Origin of the sequence: Phytobacter diazotrophicus (assembly GCF_052061655.1) — a bacterium.
GTDB classification, from domain to species: Bacteria; Pseudomonadota; Gammaproteobacteria; order Enterobacterales; family Enterobacteriaceae; genus Phytobacter; species Phytobacter diazotrophicus.
Window position 1 is genome coordinate 2,183,905 of the sequence record NZ_CM125428.1, and the last position, 15,428, is coordinate 2,199,332.

Annotated in this window: 17 protein-coding genes; 15 read left to right on the forward strand and 2 right to left on the reverse strand. The window is 53.1% G+C overall.

Going from position 1 to position 15,428, the window contains the following annotated elements:
• Positions 1-25 precede the first annotated feature (25 nt).
• Positions 26-982 carry a 23S rRNA pseudouridine(955/2504/2580) synthase RluC gene (gene rluC / locus ACS0RQ_RS10695; protein WP_271849070.1) on the forward strand — a complete coding sequence of 319 codons (957 nt, stop codon included), beginning with the start codon at positions 26-28 and terminating at the stop codon, positions 980-982.
• Positions 983-1,012: 30 nt separating this feature from the next.
• On the opposite strand, the gene ACS0RQ_RS10700 is transcribed toward rluC, so the two are convergent.
• Both ACS0RQ_RS10700 and ACS0RQ_RS10705 read right to left on the reverse strand, forming a co-directional pair.
• Positions 1,013-2,260 (reverse strand): MFS transporter, encoded by a 1,248-nt coding sequence (locus ACS0RQ_RS10700; protein WP_271849069.1) that lies wholly within the window; start codon positions 2,258-2,260, stop codon positions 1,013-1,015.
• 40 nt (positions 2,261-2,300) lie between these two features.
• Positions 2,301-2,885 (reverse strand): Maf family protein, encoded by a 585-nt coding sequence (locus ACS0RQ_RS10705; RefSeq protein WP_271849068.1) that lies wholly within the window; start codon positions 2,883-2,885, stop codon positions 2,301-2,303.
• Positions 2,886-3,026: 141 nt separating this feature from the next.
• Here ACS0RQ_RS10705 and yceD point away from each other — a divergent pair, with 141 nt between their 5' ends.
• The 14 genes from yceD (at position 3,027) to ptsG (ending at position 15,379) form a co-directional block, all read left to right on the forward strand.
• Positions 3,027-3,548, forward strand: coding sequence for a 23S rRNA accumulation protein YceD (gene yceD / locus ACS0RQ_RS10710; RefSeq protein ID WP_041851730.1), 522 nt, complete (start codon positions 3,027-3,029; stop codon positions 3,546-3,548).
• Between the two features lie 51 nt (positions 3,549-3,599).
• The gene (gene rpmF, locus ACS0RQ_RS10715; protein ID WP_007374494.1) at positions 3,600-3,773 is read left to right on the forward strand and encodes a 50S ribosomal protein L32; all 174 of its coding nucleotides are present in this window, start codon (positions 3,600-3,602) and stop codon (positions 3,771-3,773) included.
• A 64-nt stretch (positions 3,774-3,837) separates the two neighbouring features.
• Entirely contained in the window at positions 3,838-4,872 is a 1,035-nt protein-coding gene (plsX, locus tag ACS0RQ_RS10720) for a phosphate acyltransferase PlsX (protein ID WP_271849067.1), read from the forward strand.
• Positions 4,873-4,878: 6 nt separating this feature from the next.
• Entirely contained in the window at positions 4,879-5,832 is a 954-nt protein-coding gene (locus ACS0RQ_RS10725) for a beta-ketoacyl-ACP synthase III (RefSeq protein ID WP_085007575.1), read from the forward strand.
• A 16-nt stretch (positions 5,833-5,848) separates the two neighbouring features.
• The gene (gene fabD / locus ACS0RQ_RS10730) at positions 5,849-6,778 is read left to right on the forward strand and encodes an ACP S-malonyltransferase (protein WP_271849066.1); all 930 of its coding nucleotides are present in this window, start codon (positions 5,849-5,851) and stop codon (positions 6,776-6,778) included.
• 12 nt (positions 6,779-6,790) lie between these two features.
• Positions 6,791-7,525, forward strand: coding sequence for a 3-oxoacyl-ACP reductase FabG (gene fabG / locus ACS0RQ_RS10735; RefSeq protein WP_041851726.1), 735 nt, complete (start codon positions 6,791-6,793; stop codon positions 7,523-7,525).
• 154 nt (positions 7,526-7,679) lie between these two features.
• Entirely contained in the window at positions 7,680-7,916 is a 237-nt protein-coding gene (acpP, locus tag ACS0RQ_RS10740) for an acyl carrier protein (protein WP_000103754.1), read from the forward strand.
• Positions 7,917-8,005: 89 nt separating this feature from the next.
• Complete coding sequence (fabF, locus tag ACS0RQ_RS10745; RefSeq protein ID WP_271849065.1) at positions 8,006-9,247, forward strand: beta-ketoacyl-ACP synthase II; 1,242 nt, start codon at positions 8,006-8,008, stop codon at positions 9,245-9,247.
• 127 nt (positions 9,248-9,374) lie between these two features.
• On the forward strand, positions 9,375-10,190 hold the full coding sequence (pabC, locus tag ACS0RQ_RS10750; protein ID WP_271849064.1) for an aminodeoxychorismate lyase: 816 nt from the start codon (positions 9,375-9,377) through the stop codon (positions 10,188-10,190).
• Positions 10,187-11,209 (forward strand): cell division protein YceG, encoded by a 1,023-nt coding sequence (gene yceG, locus ACS0RQ_RS10755; RefSeq protein WP_271849063.1) that lies wholly within the window; start codon positions 10,187-10,189, stop codon positions 11,207-11,209. Before pabC ends, yceG begins: the two co-directional genes overlap by 4 nt.
• Positions 11,199-11,840 (forward strand): dTMP kinase, encoded by a 642-nt coding sequence (gene tmk / locus ACS0RQ_RS10760; RefSeq protein WP_041851722.1) that lies wholly within the window; start codon positions 11,199-11,201, stop codon positions 11,838-11,840. Before yceG ends, tmk begins: the two co-directional genes overlap by 11 nt.
• Positions 11,837-12,841 (forward strand): DNA polymerase III subunit delta', encoded by a 1,005-nt coding sequence (gene holB / locus ACS0RQ_RS10765; RefSeq protein ID WP_271849062.1) that lies wholly within the window; start codon positions 11,837-11,839, stop codon positions 12,839-12,841. The genes tmk and holB overlap by 4 nt, the downstream gene beginning before the upstream one ends.
• A gap of 10 nt (positions 12,842-12,851) precedes the next feature.
• Positions 12,852-13,646: a metal-dependent hydrolase gene (locus tag ACS0RQ_RS10770; RefSeq protein WP_271849061.1), complete on the forward strand. Its 795-nt coding sequence runs from the start codon at positions 12,852-12,854 to the stop codon at positions 13,644-13,646.
• Between the two features lie 299 nt (positions 13,647-13,945).
• Positions 13,946-15,379, forward strand: a complete 1,434-nt coding sequence (gene ptsG / locus ACS0RQ_RS10775) for a PTS glucose transporter subunit IIBC (RefSeq protein WP_041851719.1) — start codon at positions 13,946-13,948, stop codon at positions 15,377-15,379.
• The last annotated feature ends 49 nt before the right edge of the window (positions 15,380-15,428 follow it).

Genomic DNA, 15,428 nt, shown 5'->3' on the forward strand with positions numbered 1-15,428 from the left:
TCGACGCTATTTAGAATCGCCTCCCATGAAAACTGAGACTCCTTCCGTAAAAATTGTTGCTATCGCCGATGACGAAGCGGGGCAACGCATCGATAACTTTTTGCGCACCCAACTGAAAGGTGTGCCAAAAAGTATGATTTACCGCATCTTGCGTAAAGGCGAAGTCCGCGTGAATAAAAAACGCGTGAAGCCTGAATATAAGCTGGAAGCGGGCGATGAAGTGCGTATTCCACCTGTCCGCGTTGCGGAACGGGAAGAGGAAGCGGTTTCGCCGCACCTGCAAAAAGTTGCCGCGCTGAGCGACGTCATTCTTTATGAAGATGAACATATCCTGGTGCTGAATAAACCCTCTGGTACTGCGGTACACGGCGGTAGTGGGTTAAGTTTCGGCGTCATTGAAGGGCTGCGTGCATTACGTCCGCAAGCGCGTTTTCTGGAACTGGTGCACCGTCTGGATCGTGACACCTCCGGTGTGTTGCTGGTTGCCAAAAAACGTTCCGCGCTGCGTTCGCTGCATGAGCAGTTGCGTGATAAAGGCATGCAGAAAGATTATCTGGCGCTGGTGCGCGGCCAGTGGCAGTCCCACGTCAAAGTGGTGCAGGCGCCGCTGTTGAAAAATATTCTTCAAAGCGGTGAGCGTATTGTGCGCGTGAACCAGGAAGGAAAGCCGTCAGAAACCCGCTTTAAAGTCGAAGAGCGTTATGAGGTCGCGACACTGGTGCGTTGCAGCCCGGTAACGGGTCGTACGCATCAAATTCGCGTCCATACCCAATATGCGGGTCATCCCATTGCCTTTGACGATCGATATGGTGATCGTGAGTTTGATAAACAACTGGCAGGCACCGGGTTAACACGGCTGTTTCTGCATGCCGCAGCGTTGAAATTTACCCACCCTAATACCGGCGAAACTATTCGTATAGAAGCGCCGCTGGACGATCAACTCAAGCGTTGTCTGCAAGTGCTACGCAACAAGAAAGCATAAGCAAGGGCGGTCATGGTGACCGCCTTTCTTTTATGCGCGCGTCGGTTTAAGCGGCACCGCAGTGGTCTTTTCCTTAATAGGCAGATTAACCAGCGCTGCCAGTAGGGCCAGGGCGATATCTGCATACCATACCCAGTCGAGATTTCCTGCATATTGCATGGCCAGTCCACCCAGCCATGCGCCAAAGAAAGCGCCGACCTGATGTGAAAACAAGGTAAAGCCAAACAGTGTCGCCAGATAACGGGTTCCAAACAACTTACCAACAATACCTGCCGTTGGCGGCACGGTAGCAAGCCAGGTTAAGCCTATTGCACAGGCGAAGAGATAGAATGCCAGCGTCGTTTTTGGCGACAGCAAAAAAGCGATAATTAATATTGCACGGGACGCGTATAGCACGGCGAGGATATATTTCATCGGGAATCGCTTTCCGAGAAACCCCGCGAAAATACTGCCTGCGATATTACAAAGACCGATCAGCGAAAGGCTAATGGCAGAGACAGAGGCATCGTGTCCACACAGGCTAACTTCACTCGGCAAATGCGTAGTGAGAAACGCCACGTGGAAGCCACAGGTCAAAAAACCAGCATGCAGAAGCAGATAGCTGGGATGACGAAAGGCCGCGCGAATTTGCTGTTTAAGCCCCGGATCGTCTGATACTGCAGGTTGAGTCAGTATAGGCGAAGGTTTTTCGCTTTTCCGACACAGAAACCACGATGGAATTATTGTCGACAGCGCGGCGAGGGCCAGGAAAACCAGTCCTGCAGCGACACCACGCAGACTGACAATAAATTGTATTAGCGGGGCGAAGATAAATTGCCCCATGGAGCCACCGGCGTTAATCATACCGCTGGCAACGGAGCCTTTATCAGATGGCAATCTTCCCGCGACGATGCCGATTAATACAGAGAAACTACCCGCGGCGGCGCCCGCCGGGCTTAACAGTCCCTGTGCGAGCGTCAGCGGTAAAAAAGAGGACGCCCACAGTGTGCCAAACTGCCCCAACGCTATCAGGACAGCACCGATGACCAATACGTTGAAAGCTCCGCGCTTATCCGCCCAGGCACCAAATAGTGGCTGAAATGCGCCCCACATCAGTTGGCCTATTGCCAGTGCCATACTGACTTCGGCAATGCTCATTGTGGTGGAGTGCACAATAGGGTGCACAAAGAGCCCCACCGTCTGCCGTACACCCATGGTTATCATTAAAATCAGACTGGCCAGGGCAACCAGCGACCACAGCCCCGCTGACGGCCCTTGAGATACGCGACGTTTCACCACCGGGGCTTCCTTACATAACCTCAGTACATGAGTAGATTTATTAGCGAGATAGCGGGTTACAGCCTTCCCGGCGCAGCATCTGGCACAGTGCAATCAGCGGCAGGCCAACCAGCGTATTCGGATCGCGACCTTCCAGTCGGTCAAAAAGCGCAATCCCAAGACCTTCACTCTTAAAGCTTCCCGCACAGTGCAGAGGGTTTTCTTTACGCACGTAGTCTTCTATTTCCTGGGCACTCAGGTGGCGAAAATGCACATCGAAAGGTTCGCACTCGGTTTGTAAATGACCCGTTGCGGAATTAAACAGCGCCAGCCCGGTATAAAATGTCACAATATTTCCGCTGGCCCGGGTTAATTGCTGACGTGCATTTTCTTCGGTCAGCGGCTTGCCGGTAATTTCACCTTCCAGCATGCACACTTGATCAGACCCAATAATCAAATGATGGGGAAAACGTTGGGACAGCGATTGCGCTTTCTCTTGCGCCAGTCGCAGCACGAGGTGGCGGGGGGACTCGCCGGGTTGTGGGGTTTCGTCGGTCAGTGGCGCGGCACATTCAAACGCCAGCCCGAGCTTCTCTAATAACGCACGACGCCAGGGCGATGTCGATGCAAGAACAATATCTGACATATTTTTTTCACCAAATATGGCTTAACCATGACAGGCATTTTAAACTGTAGGCCGCAATGTGTGCGAATTATTGGCAAAAGGCAACCTCAGGCTGCCTTTTTCTTTGACTCTATGACGTTACAAAGTTAATATGCGCGCCCTATGCAAAAGGTAAAATTACCCCTGACTCTCGATCCGGTTCGCACTGCTCAGAAACGCCTTGATTATGAGGGCATCTATCTGCCCAATCAGGTTGAGCGTGTCGCCGAATCTGTAGTCAGTGTGGACAGTGATGTGGAATGCTCCATTTCGTTCGCCATCGACAACCAACGCCTCGCGGTTATAACCGGCGATGCGAAAGTGACGGTGTCCCTCGAATGCCAGCGTTGCGGCAAGCCGTTTACCCATCAGGTTCACACAACATATTGTTTTAGTCCTGTCCGTTCAGACGAACAGGCTGAAGCACTGCCGGAAGCGTATGAACCGATTGAGGTTAACGACTTCGGTGAAATCGATCTGCTGGCAATGGTTGAAGATGAAATCATCCTCTCCTTGCCCGTAGTTCCGGTGCATGATTCTGAACACTGTGAAGTGTCCGAGGCGGACATGGTCTTTGGTGAACTGCCTGATGAAGCGCAAAAGCCAAACCCATTTGCCGTATTAGCCAGCTTAAAGCGTAAGTAATAGGTTTTCCCCGCTCAAACGGGGGTAAATCGTAATTAAGGAGTAAGGTCCATGGCCGTACAACAGAATAAACCAACCCGTTCCAAACGTGGCATGCGTCGTTCTCATGACGCGCTGACCGCAGTCACCAGCCTGTCTGTAGACAAAACCTCTGGTGAAACCCACCTGCGTCACCACATTACCGCCGACGGTTTCTACCGCGGTCGCAAGGTAATCACTAAGTAATCACGCGCAAGCGTGATCAAACTTAGTGAGGATTTCCCCGTGAAAACGGGGATTTACCGATACCTTGACTCGTCTAACCCTGGCGTTAGATGTCATGGGGGGCGATTTTGGCCCTTCCGTGACAGTGCCTGCAGCTTTGCAGGCACTGAACTCTAATTCGCATCTTAATCTTCTTTTAGTCGGCGATCCCGACGCTATCACTCCATTGCTCGCCAAAGCTGATTTCGAGCAACGCTCGCGCTTGCTTGTTATTCCCGCACAGTCAGTTATTGCCAGCGATGCGCGTCCCTCGCAAGCTGTCCGCAACAGTCGCGGCAGTTCAATGCGTATGGCGCTGGAGCTTGTAAAAGAAGGTCGTGCCGAGGCCTGCGTCAGTGCCGGTAATACCGGCGCGCTGATGGGGCTGGCTAAAATGTTGCTCAAACCCATTGAGGGAATTGAGCGTCCCGCGCTGGTGACTGTTTTACCGCACCAGCAGAAAGGGAAAACGGTGGTGCTCGATTTAGGCGCCAACGTCGACTGCGATGGCAAGATGCTGGCGCAGTTTGCAGTAATGGGTGCGGTGATGGCAGAAGAAGTTGTGGGGATCGCTAACCCCCGCGTGGCGCTTCTGAACATTGGTGAAGAAGAAACCAAAGGCCATGACAACATTCGCGATGCTGCAGCGATTTTAAAAGAGGTTCCGGCAATTAACTATATTGGTTATCTGGAAGCGAACGAATTACTCACCGGTAAAACGGATGTACTGGTTTGTGACGGTTTTACGGGAAACGTCACATTAAAAACGATGGAAGGTGTTGTCAGAGTGTTTCTTTCGCTGCTGAAATCACAGGGTGAAGGGAAAAAACGGTCGTGGTGGCTGATTTTATTAAAGCATTGGTTACAAAAAAGCCTGAGCAGGCGATTCAGTCACCTCAACCCCGACCAGTATAATGGCGCCTGTCTGTTAGGATTGCGCGGCACGGTGATTAAGAGTCATGGTGCTGCCAATCAGCGAGCATTTACCGTCGCGATTGAACAGGCAGTGCAGGCGGTGCAGCGGCAAGTTCCCCGGCGAATTGCCGCTCGCCTGGAATCTGTGTTACCGGAAAAAGACTGAGCGTACATGTATACGAAGATTATTGGTACCGGCAGCTATCTGCCTGAACAAGTGCGAACTAACGCCGACCTGGAAAAAATGGTGGATACGTCTGACGAGTGGATTGTCACCCGCACAGGTATTCGTGAACGCCGTATTGCTGCGCCAGATGAAACCGTCTCCACCATGGGATTTGAAGCTGCAAAGCGCGCTCTGGAAATGGCAGGTATCAGCGCAGATGAGATTGGTCTGATTATTGTCGCTACCACCTCCGCAACGCATGCATTCCCTAGCGCCGCATGTCAGGTGCAGAACATGTTAGGCGTGAAAGGCTGCCCGGCATTTGATGTTGCTGCTGCCTGCGCGGGTTTCACCTATGCGCTTAGCATCGCCGATCAATATGTAAAATCGGGCGCGGTGAAAAATGCGCTGGTGATCGGTTCTGACGTTCTGGCGCGTACCTGCGACCCGGAAGATCGTGGCACCATTATTATTTTTGGCGATGGTGCGGGCGCAGTTGTGCTCGGAGCATCCGAAGAGCCGGGTATTATCTCTACGCATCTGCATGCTGACGGTCGTTACGGCGAACTGTTAACGCTGCCGAATGCCGATCGTGTGCATCCAGAGAATCCTATTTTCCTGACAATGGCAGGAAACGAAGTCTTTAAAGTGGCGGTGACTGAGCTTTCTCGCATCGTCGATGAAACCCTCGAAGCGAATAATTTGCAGCGCAGTGAGCTGAACTGGCTGGTGCCGCATCAGGCAAATCTGCGCATTATCAGCGCGACAGCCAAAAAACTGGGCATGTCGCTGGATAACGTAGTGGTGACACTCGATCGTCACGGTAATACTTCTGCGGCGTCTGTCCCATGTGCGCTGGATGAAGCGGTTCGCGACGGGCGCATTCAGCGCGGCCAATTGATTCTGCTGGAAGCCTTTGGCGGTGGTTTCACCTGGGGCTCTGCGCTGGTTCGTTTCTAGTACTAAGGATAAAAACATGACGCAATTTGCATTTGTGTTCCCGGGACAGGGCTCTCAAACCGTGGGTATGTTAGCTGACATGGCAGCAACTCACCCGGTTGTTGAAGAGACATTCCGTGAAGCCTCTGCGGCACTTGGCTACGATCTGTGGGCACTTGTTCAACAAGGGCCGGCGGAAGAGTTGAATAAAACATGGCAGACGCAGCCTGCATTGTTGACGGCTTCCGTTGCTTTATGGCGTGTGTGGCGACAACAGGGCGGTAAAACCCCCGCGTTGATGGCCGGTCATAGCCTGGGCGAGTACTCTGCACTGGTCTGTGCAGGTGTTATCCCGTTTGCAGACGCGGTGCGTCTGGTTGAACTGCGCGGTAAATTCATGCAGGAAGCCGTGCCGGAAGGTACGGGTGCTATGGCGGCAATTATCGGTCTGGATGATGTGTCCATCGCCAAAGCGTGTGAAGAGTCCGCGCAAGGGCAGGTTGTTTCTCCGGTAAACTATAATTCTCCGGGCCAGGTTGTTATCGCAGGCCACAAAGATGCGGTTGATCGTGCGGGTGCTGCCTGTAAAGCTGCTGGCGCGAAGCGCGCGCTGCCGCTGCCGGTCAGCGTGCCATCCCACTGTGCGCTGATGAAACCTGCTGCAGAGAAACTGGCGGCAGAATTAGAAAAAATCACGTTCAGCGCCCCGCAGGTTCCGGTTGTAAACAACGTTGATGTGAAATGCGAGACGTCGCCGGAAGCTATTCGTCACGCGCTGGTACGTCAGCTCTACAGCCCGGTGCAATGGACCAAAAGTGTTGAATTTATGGCATCACAGGGCGTTGAGCACCTGTATGAAGTTGGCCCGGGTAAAGTGCTTACCGGTCTGACAAAACGTATTGTTGATACCCTGACAGCGTCTGCGCTTAATGAGCCTGCCGCGCTGTCAGAGGCACTTGCGCAATAAAAGAGGAAAACCATGAGTTTTGAAGGAAAAGTCGCGCTGGTTACCGGCGCGAGCCGTGGCATTGGCCGCGCAATCGCGGAAGCCCTTGTTGCTCGTGGCGCGAAGGTTATCGGTACTGCAACCAGCGAAAATGGCGCTCAGGCTATTAGTGATTATTTAGGTGCCAACGGTAAAGGTCTGATGTTGAATGTGACCGATCCTGCATCTATTGAATCTGTGCTGGAAAACATTCGTGCCGGGTTTGGCGAAGTTGATATCCTGGTCAATAATGCCGGTATCACTCGCGATAACCTGTTAATGCGCATGAAGGATGACGAGTGGAACGATATTATCGAAACTAACCTGTCATCGGTTTTCCGTCTGTCAAAAGCGGTGATGCGCGCTATGATGAAAAAGCGTCATGGTCGTATCATCACTATCGGTTCTGTGGTTGGTACCATGGGAAATGCTGGTCAGGCAAACTACGCTGCGGCGAAGGCGGGTCTGATTGGTTTCAGTAAATCGCTGGCGCGAGAAGTCGCATCACGCGGGATTACTGTGAACGTTGTTGCTCCGGGCTTTATTGAAACGGACATGACGCGTGCGCTGACCGAAGATCAGCGTGCGGGTATTCTGGCGCAAGTTCCAGCGGGTCGCCTTGGCGGTGCTCAGGAAATCGCCAGTGCGGTTGCATTTTTAGCCTCTGACGAAGCGGGTTACATCACTGGTGAGACCCTGCACGTCAACGGCGGAATGTATATGGTTTAACCACGATTAAAATTATTTGCGTTATTAGGGCGAAAGGCCTCAAAATAGCGTAAAATCGTGGTACGAACTGCCGGGATTTAGTTGCAAATTTTTCAACATTTTATACACTACGAAAACCATCGCGAAAGCGAGTTTTGATAGGAAATTTAAGAGTATGAGCACTATCGAAGAACGCGTTAAGAAAATTATCGGCGAGCAGCTGGGCGTTAAGCAGGAAGAAGTTACCAACAATGCTTCCTTCGTTGAAGACCTGGGCGCTGATTCTCTTGACACCGTTGAGCTGGTAATGGCTCTGGAAGAAGAGTTTGATACTGAGATTCCGGACGAAGAAGCTGAGAAAATCACCACCGTTCAGGCTGCCATTGATTACATCAACGGTCACCAGGCGTAAGTGAACATCTCCAGGCGGTCATTCGACCGCCTGAGTTTTATCTTTTATCCCCCTAATCTTAATCTTTTTTCCCTCCCTGGAGGACAACCGTGTCTAAGCGTCGTGTAGTTGTGACCGGACTGGGCATGTTGTCTCCTGTCGGCAATACCGTAGAGTCTACCTGGAAAGCTCTCCTTGCCGGTCAGAGTGGCATCAGCCTGATCGACCATTTCGATACTAGCGCCTACGCAACGAAATTTGCTGGCTTAGTAAAGGACTTTAACTGTGAAGACATCATCTCGCGTAAAGAACAGCGCAAGATGGATGACTTTATTCAATATGGAATTGTCGCTGGCGTTCAGGCCATGCAGGATTCTGGCCTTGAAGTGACGGAAGAGAACGCAACCCGCATCGGTGCCGCTATTGGTTCCGGTATTGGTGGTCTCGGCCTGATTGAGGAAAACCACAGTTCTTTAGTGAATGGTGGCCCGCGTAAAATCAGCCCGTTCTTCGTCCCGTCGACGATTGTTAATATGGTGGCCGGTCACCTGACCATCATGTTTGGCCTCCGCGGCCCAAGTATTTCGATTGCCACAGCCTGTACATCTGGTGTGCATAATATCGGCCATGCTGCACGTATGATCGCCTATGGCGATGCGGATGCTATGCTTGCCGGTGGCGCAGAAAAAGCGAGTACCCCGCTGGGCGTGGGTGGCTTTGGCGCGGCACGTGCGCTTTCTACACGCAACGATAATCCTCAGGCTGCGAGCCGTCCGTGGGATCAGGACCGTGATGGTTTTGTTCTTGGCGATGGCGCAGGCATTATCATGCTTGAAGAGTATGAGCACGCGAAAAAACGCGGTGCGAGAATTTATGCGGAAATCGTTGGTTTCGGCATGAGTAGCGATGCTTACCACATGACCTCTCCGCCGGAAAACGGTGCGGGTGCTGCTGATGCAATGGTCAACGCCATTCGTGATGCAGGCCTTGAACCTGGCCAAATCGGTTATGTAAACGCCCATGGGACATCGACCCCGGCGGGTGATAAAGCTGAAACGCAGGCGGTTAAATCCGTGTTTGGTGATGCAGCAAGCCGCATTATGGTTAGCTCTACCAAATCTATGACGGGCCACCTGCTGGGTGCTGCGGGCGCGGTAGAGTCTATCTTCTCTATCCTTGCACTGCGCGACCAGGCTGTTCCGCCGACCATCAACCTGGATAACCCGTCTGAGGGTTGCGATCTGGATTTCGTTCCGCACGAAGCCCGTCAGGTAAATGGTCTGGAGTACACGCTGTGTAACTCCTTCGGCTTTGGTGGTACCAACGGCTCCCTGATCTTCAAAAAGGTCTGAGCGTAGCGCTGTTTATTACCCCAGCCTGTAAAAAGGTCCGCACTGCGGGCCTTTTTTATTCAGTTTTCTCCGCTTGTCCTGCGCAGAGTGTCCTGCCACACTCATCAGCCACGCATAAGGAGCCTCTATGTTGTTGATTAATGGTTGCGAGCAGACATTTCTTGCCGCAAATGACAGAGCGACTCAGTTTGGCGACGGTTGTTTCACGACGGCGCGTATCAACAACGGTACTATCAGTCTGTTGGCTGAACATCTGCATCGTCTGAAACTCGCCTGTGACAGGCTCTTTATCCCTTTTAACCACTGGGAAACGCTGGAAGACGAAATGCGTCGTATCGCCGCTGGAAGGACGAGTGGAGTCCTGAAAGCAATTATCAGCCGGGGCGGTGGTGGACGTGGTTATAGCGGAGTCGGGTGCCAGAGTCCGACGCGTATTCTCAGCGTTTCTGCGTATCCGACGCATTACACCCGCTGGCGAGAAGAGGGCGTTACGCTGGCGCTCAGCCCGGTACGGCTGGGGCGCAATCCGCACCTTGCCGGCATCAAACATCTCAATCGGCTGGAGCAGGTCCTGATCCGCCGTTATCTTGAGCAATCTCACGGTGACGAGGCGCTGGTTCTTGACAGTGAAGGGTGGGTTACGGAATGCTGTGCCGCGAATATTTTCTGGCGCAAAGGCCGCGATGTCTTTACCCCAAACCTGAGTCAGGCTGGCGTTGATGGCATCATGCGACAATTTTGTCTGCGCCAACTGGCATCTTCCGACTATCGCGTTGTCGAAATCAATGCGTCGCCAGATGCACTTAACACTGCTGATGAAGTCATCATCTGTAATGCATTAATGCCCGTGATCCCCGTACGCGCGTGGGAGGGCATAAGCTGGACTTCCCGGGAGTTGTACCAATTTTTAGCCCCTCTTTGTGAGCATCCGATATCGTCATGAAAAAAATGTTGCGCGTTGTACTTCTCCTTCTGCTGGTCCTGGTGATTGCGGCAGGCGCGGGTATATGGAAAGTTCGTCAGTTGGCCGACAGTAAGCTCCTCATTAAAGAGGAGACTATTTTTACACTGGAAGCAGGAACCGGGCGCGTTGCGTTGGGTGAACAGCTTTATAGCGAGAAGGTGATTAACCGCCCACGCGTGTTCCAGTGGTTGCTGCGCGTGGAGCCTGATCTTTCGCACTTTAAAGCCGGTACCTATCGGTTTACCCCTACTATGACGGTGCGTGACATGCTCCAGTTGCTGGAAAGCGGCAAAGAGGCGCAGTTCCCACTCCGTCTGGTTGAGGGGATGCGGCTAAGTGATTATCTGCAGCAACTGCGTGACGCACCCTATATCAAGCACACCCTGAAAGATGATGAATACGCGACGGTTGCGAAGGCGCTGGATTTCGAGCATGCGGACTGGGTGGAAGGGTGGTTCTGGCCGGACACCTGGATGTATACCGCGAATACCACGGATATTGCACTGCTCAAGCGTGCGCACCAAAAAATGGTGCGGGCGATTGATCAGGCGTGGGAAGGGCGTATGGAGGGGTTACCCTACCAGGATAAAAACCAGATGGTGACGATGGCGTCTATCATCGAGAAAGAGACGGCGGTGGCCAGCGAGCGCGATAAAGTCGCATCGGTCTTTATTAACCGTTTGCGAATTGGGATGCGACTACAAACGGATCCCACCGTGATTTACGGGATGGGGGAGCGGTATAATGGTAAGTTGTCACGTGCCGATCTGGAAACGCCAACGCCGTACAATACCTATATCATCAGCGGTCTGCCACCGGGCCCGATAGCCACGCCTGGCGAAGCCTCATTGAAAGCCGCTGCGCACCCGGCAAAAACGCCATATCTCTATTTTGTCGCTGATGGCAAGGGTGGTCACACATTTAACACCAATCTCGTGAGCCACAATCGGTCAGTGCAGGACTATTTAAAAGTACTTAAGGAAAAAAATGGGCAGTAAATACATCGTCATTGAGGGGCTCGAAGGGGCAGGAAAAACCACCGCGCGTGATGTCGTGGTCGACACGCTACGTCAACTGGGCGTAGAGGAGATGGTTTTCACCCGCGAGCCGGGCGGTACGCAACTGGCAGAAAAACTGCGCAGCCTGGTACTGGACATTCGTTCTGTTGGCGATGAGACGATTACGGTTAAGGCCGAAGTATTAATGTTTTATGCTGCCCGCGTTCAATTGGTGGAGACGGTGATTAAACCGGCACTGGCCAACGGAAGTTGGGTGATTGGCGATCGTCATGACCTCTCTACGCAAGCCTATCAGGGCGGTGGACGTGGCGTTGACCAGACCATGCTGGCAACATTGCGCGACGCGGTGTTGGGTGATTTCCGCCCGGACCTGACGCTTTATCTGGACGTGACGCCCGAAGTCGGACTCAAGCGCGCCCGTGCTCGCGGTGAGCTGGACCGCATTGAACAGGAATCTCTGGATTTCTTCAACCGCACACGTGCCCGTTACCTTGAGCTGGCGGCGGCAGATGACAGCATTCGCACCATTGATGCCACGCAATCGCTCGAAGACGTGGTGGCGGATATCCGCCAGACTGTCACCGCCTGGGTGCAGGAGCAGGGCGCATGAGATGGTACCCGTGGCTGCGAGCGGATTATGAGCAACTGGTCGCCAGTTATCATGCCGGTCGCGGACATCATGCCTTGCTGGTCCACGCGCTACCTGGAATGGGTGACGATGCGCTGATCTATGCGCTGAGCCGTTATCTGCTTTGCCAGCATCCGGAAAATGCCAAAAGCTGCGGCCATTGCCGAGGCTGCCAGTTAATGCAGGCGGGGACGCATCCGGATTATTACCCGTTAGCACCAGAAAAGGGCAAGACCACGCTCGGAATCGACGCGGTGCGCGAGGTCAGCGAAAAACTGTATGAGCACGCCCGTCTTGGCGGCGCTAAAGTGGTCTGGATTCAGGACGCCGCGCTTTTAACAGACGCCGCGGCAAATGCCCTGCTCAAAACGCTGGAAGAGCCGCCGAAGGAGACCTGGTTCTTTATGAGCTGTCGCGAACCGGCGCGCTTACTGGCAACGTTGCGTAGCCGCTGTCGGATGCATCACCTCGCGCCGCCTGCCGAGAACTATGCTTGTGCCTGGCTTGCTCGCGAGCACAGCGCGTCACAAGAGACCATTGTCAGCGCATTACGCCTGTGTGGCGGCGCGCCCGGTGCGGCAGAGCAACTGCTGCAGGCGGACAACCTCGCACCGCGTCAGGCGCTGTGTCAGTCCCTTGGGCAGGTACTCAATAATGGCGACTGGCTTTCGCTACTGGCGACATTGAACCACGAACAGGTGGCCGAACGCCTGCACTGGCTGGCGACACTGCTGCTCGATGCCCTCAAGGTTCAGCAGGGCGCAACATTGCTGACGAATATGGATGCGATAATGCTGGTACGCCAGCTTGCCAGCCAGTTTAATGGCGAACGCCTGCAAGCCTGCCTTCACGCGGCGGTTGAATGCCGCGAACAGTTGATGACCGTAGTGGGCGTCAACCGTGAATTGTTATTGACCGACCTTTTATTACGCATTGAGCGTTACCTGCAACCCGGCGCTACGTTGCCCGGACAGCATTTCTAAGAGAGAGATTATGTTTTTAGTCGACTCCCATTGCCATCTTGATGGCCTGGATTATCAGTCGTTACATACGGATGTTAATGACGCGCTAGAAAAAGCTGCGGCCCGCGACGTGAAATTCTTCCTCGCCGTGGCGACGACACTGCCGGGTTACCGCAGTATGCGTGACCTGGTGGGAGAGCGTAGCGATGTGGCTTTTTCCTGCGGCGTACATCCGCTCAATCAGGATGAAGCCTATGCTGTGGAAGATTTACGCCGCATGGCCGCAGAAGAAGGCGTTGTGGCAATGGGTGAAACGGGTCTGGACTATTATTACACGCCGGAAACCAAAGCCCGCCAGCAGGCGTCGTTTCGTGATCATATCCGTATTGGTCGTGAACTGAATAAGCCAGTAATTGTTCACACCCGTGATGCGCGGGCAGATACGCTGGCTATCCTTCGCGAAGAAAAGGTGACGGATTGCGGAGGCGTACTACACTGTTTTACGGAAGACAGGGAAACGGCAGGTCAGTTATTAGATCTGGGCTTCTATATCTCGTTTTCCGGGATCGTCACCTTCCGTAACGCGGAGCAACTGCGTGATGCGGCGCGTTACGTTCCGCTCGATCGTTTGCTGGTGGAGACAGATTCACCTTATCTGGCACCGGTTCCTCATCGCGGTAAAGAAAACCAACCGGCATATGTCCGGGATGTTGCTGAATATATGGCAGTTTTGAAGGGCGTTTCGGTCGATGAACTGGCGCAACAAACCACAGAAAACTTCGCCAAACTGTTCCATATCGATCCGGCCCGCCTGCAATCCCTCTGAATTTTCAGCTTATTTTAGTGCTCGTAATTAATAAGTAATGAGAGTAAAGTTCACCGCCACAAAAGAGGCGGTGAACGCTTTTTTTGACACATTCGGTAATGGGTTTTGTAAATCTATGAAAGTTTTGCCTCTGGCGCTAACTGAAACGTGATAGCCGTCAAACAAACTTATGCGGATTTATTTTACTCTGTGTAATAAATAAAGGGCACTTAGATGTCCTGTTCACAGCACGGTTCTCCCCCCGTGCCAATGCGCAAAAAGCGTAAAAAAAGCACAAATACTCAGGAGCACTCTCAATTATGTTTAAGAATGCATTTGCTAACCTGCAGAAGGTCGGTAAATCGCTGATGCTGCCGGTATCCGTACTGCCTATCGCAGGTATCCTGCTGGGCGTCGGGTCTGCTAACTTCAGCTGGCTGCCAGAAGTGGTTTCTCACGTAATGGCCGAAGCAGGCGGTTCTGTTTTTGCTAACATGCCGCTGATCTTCGCTATCGGTGTTGCTCTTGGCTTCACCAATAACGATGGCGTATCCGGTCTTGCTGCTGTGGTGGCCTACGGCATCATGGTGAAAACCATGTCCGTGGTTGCACCTCTGGTACTGCATTTACCTGCAGAAGAAATCGCGGCTAAACACCTGGCAGATACCGGTGTCCTCGGTGGTATCATCGCCGGTGCCATCGCTGCGTATATGTTTAACCGTTTCTACCGTATCAAGCTGCCTGAGTATCTGGGCTTCTTCGCCGGTAAGCGTTTTGTTCCGATTATCTCCGGTCTGGCCGCTATTATCTTCGGTGTTGTGCTGTCCTTCATTTGGCCACCGATTGGTACTGCTATTCAGGAATTCTCTCAATGGGCTGCCTACCAGAACCCGGTTGTTGCGTTCGGTATCTACGGCTTCATCGAGCGCTGCCTGGTACCGTTTGGTCTGCACCATATCTGGAACGTTCCTTTCCAGATGCAGATCGGCGAATTCACCAACGCAGCAGGCCAGGTATTCCACGGCGATATCCCGCGTTACATGGCAGGCGACCCGACTGCGGGCAAACTGTCTGGCGGCTTCCTGTTCAAAATGTATGGCCTGCCGGCTGCTGCTATCGCGATTTGGCACTCTGCTAAACCAGAGAACCGCGCGAAAGTGGGCGGTATCATGATCTCCGCAGCGTTGACCTCGTTCCTGACCGGTATCACCGAGCCGATCGAGTTCTCTTTCATGTTCGTTGCGCCGATCCTGTACGCAATCCATGCGATTCTGGCTGGTCTGGCATTCCCGATCTGTATCCTGCTGGGTATGCGTGACGGTACGTCCTTCTCTCACGGCCTGATCGACTTCATCGTCCTGTCCGGTAACGGCAGCAAACTGTGGTTGTTCCCGGTTGTAGGTCTGTGCTATGCAGCGATTTACTACACCGTGTTCCGCGTACTGATTAAAGCGCTGGATCTGAAAACCCCGGGTCGTGAAGATGCGTCCGAAGAGTCTAAAGCTGGCGCAACCAGCGAAATGGCTCCGGCACTGGTCGCTGCGTTCGGCGGTAAAGAAAACATCACTAACCTGGATGCTTGCATCACTCGTCTGCGCGTTAGCGTTGCCGATGTGGCAAAAGTTGACCAGCCTGGTCTGAAAAAACTGGGCGCGGCAGGTGTGGTGGTTGCTGGTTCTGGTGTACAGGCAATTTTCGGTACTAAATCCGATAACCTGAAAACCGAAATGGATGAGTACATCCGCAGCAACTAAGCCGTAAAGTCTGGGGAGACTGAGGCAGCCGAAAGGCTGCCTTTTTTAC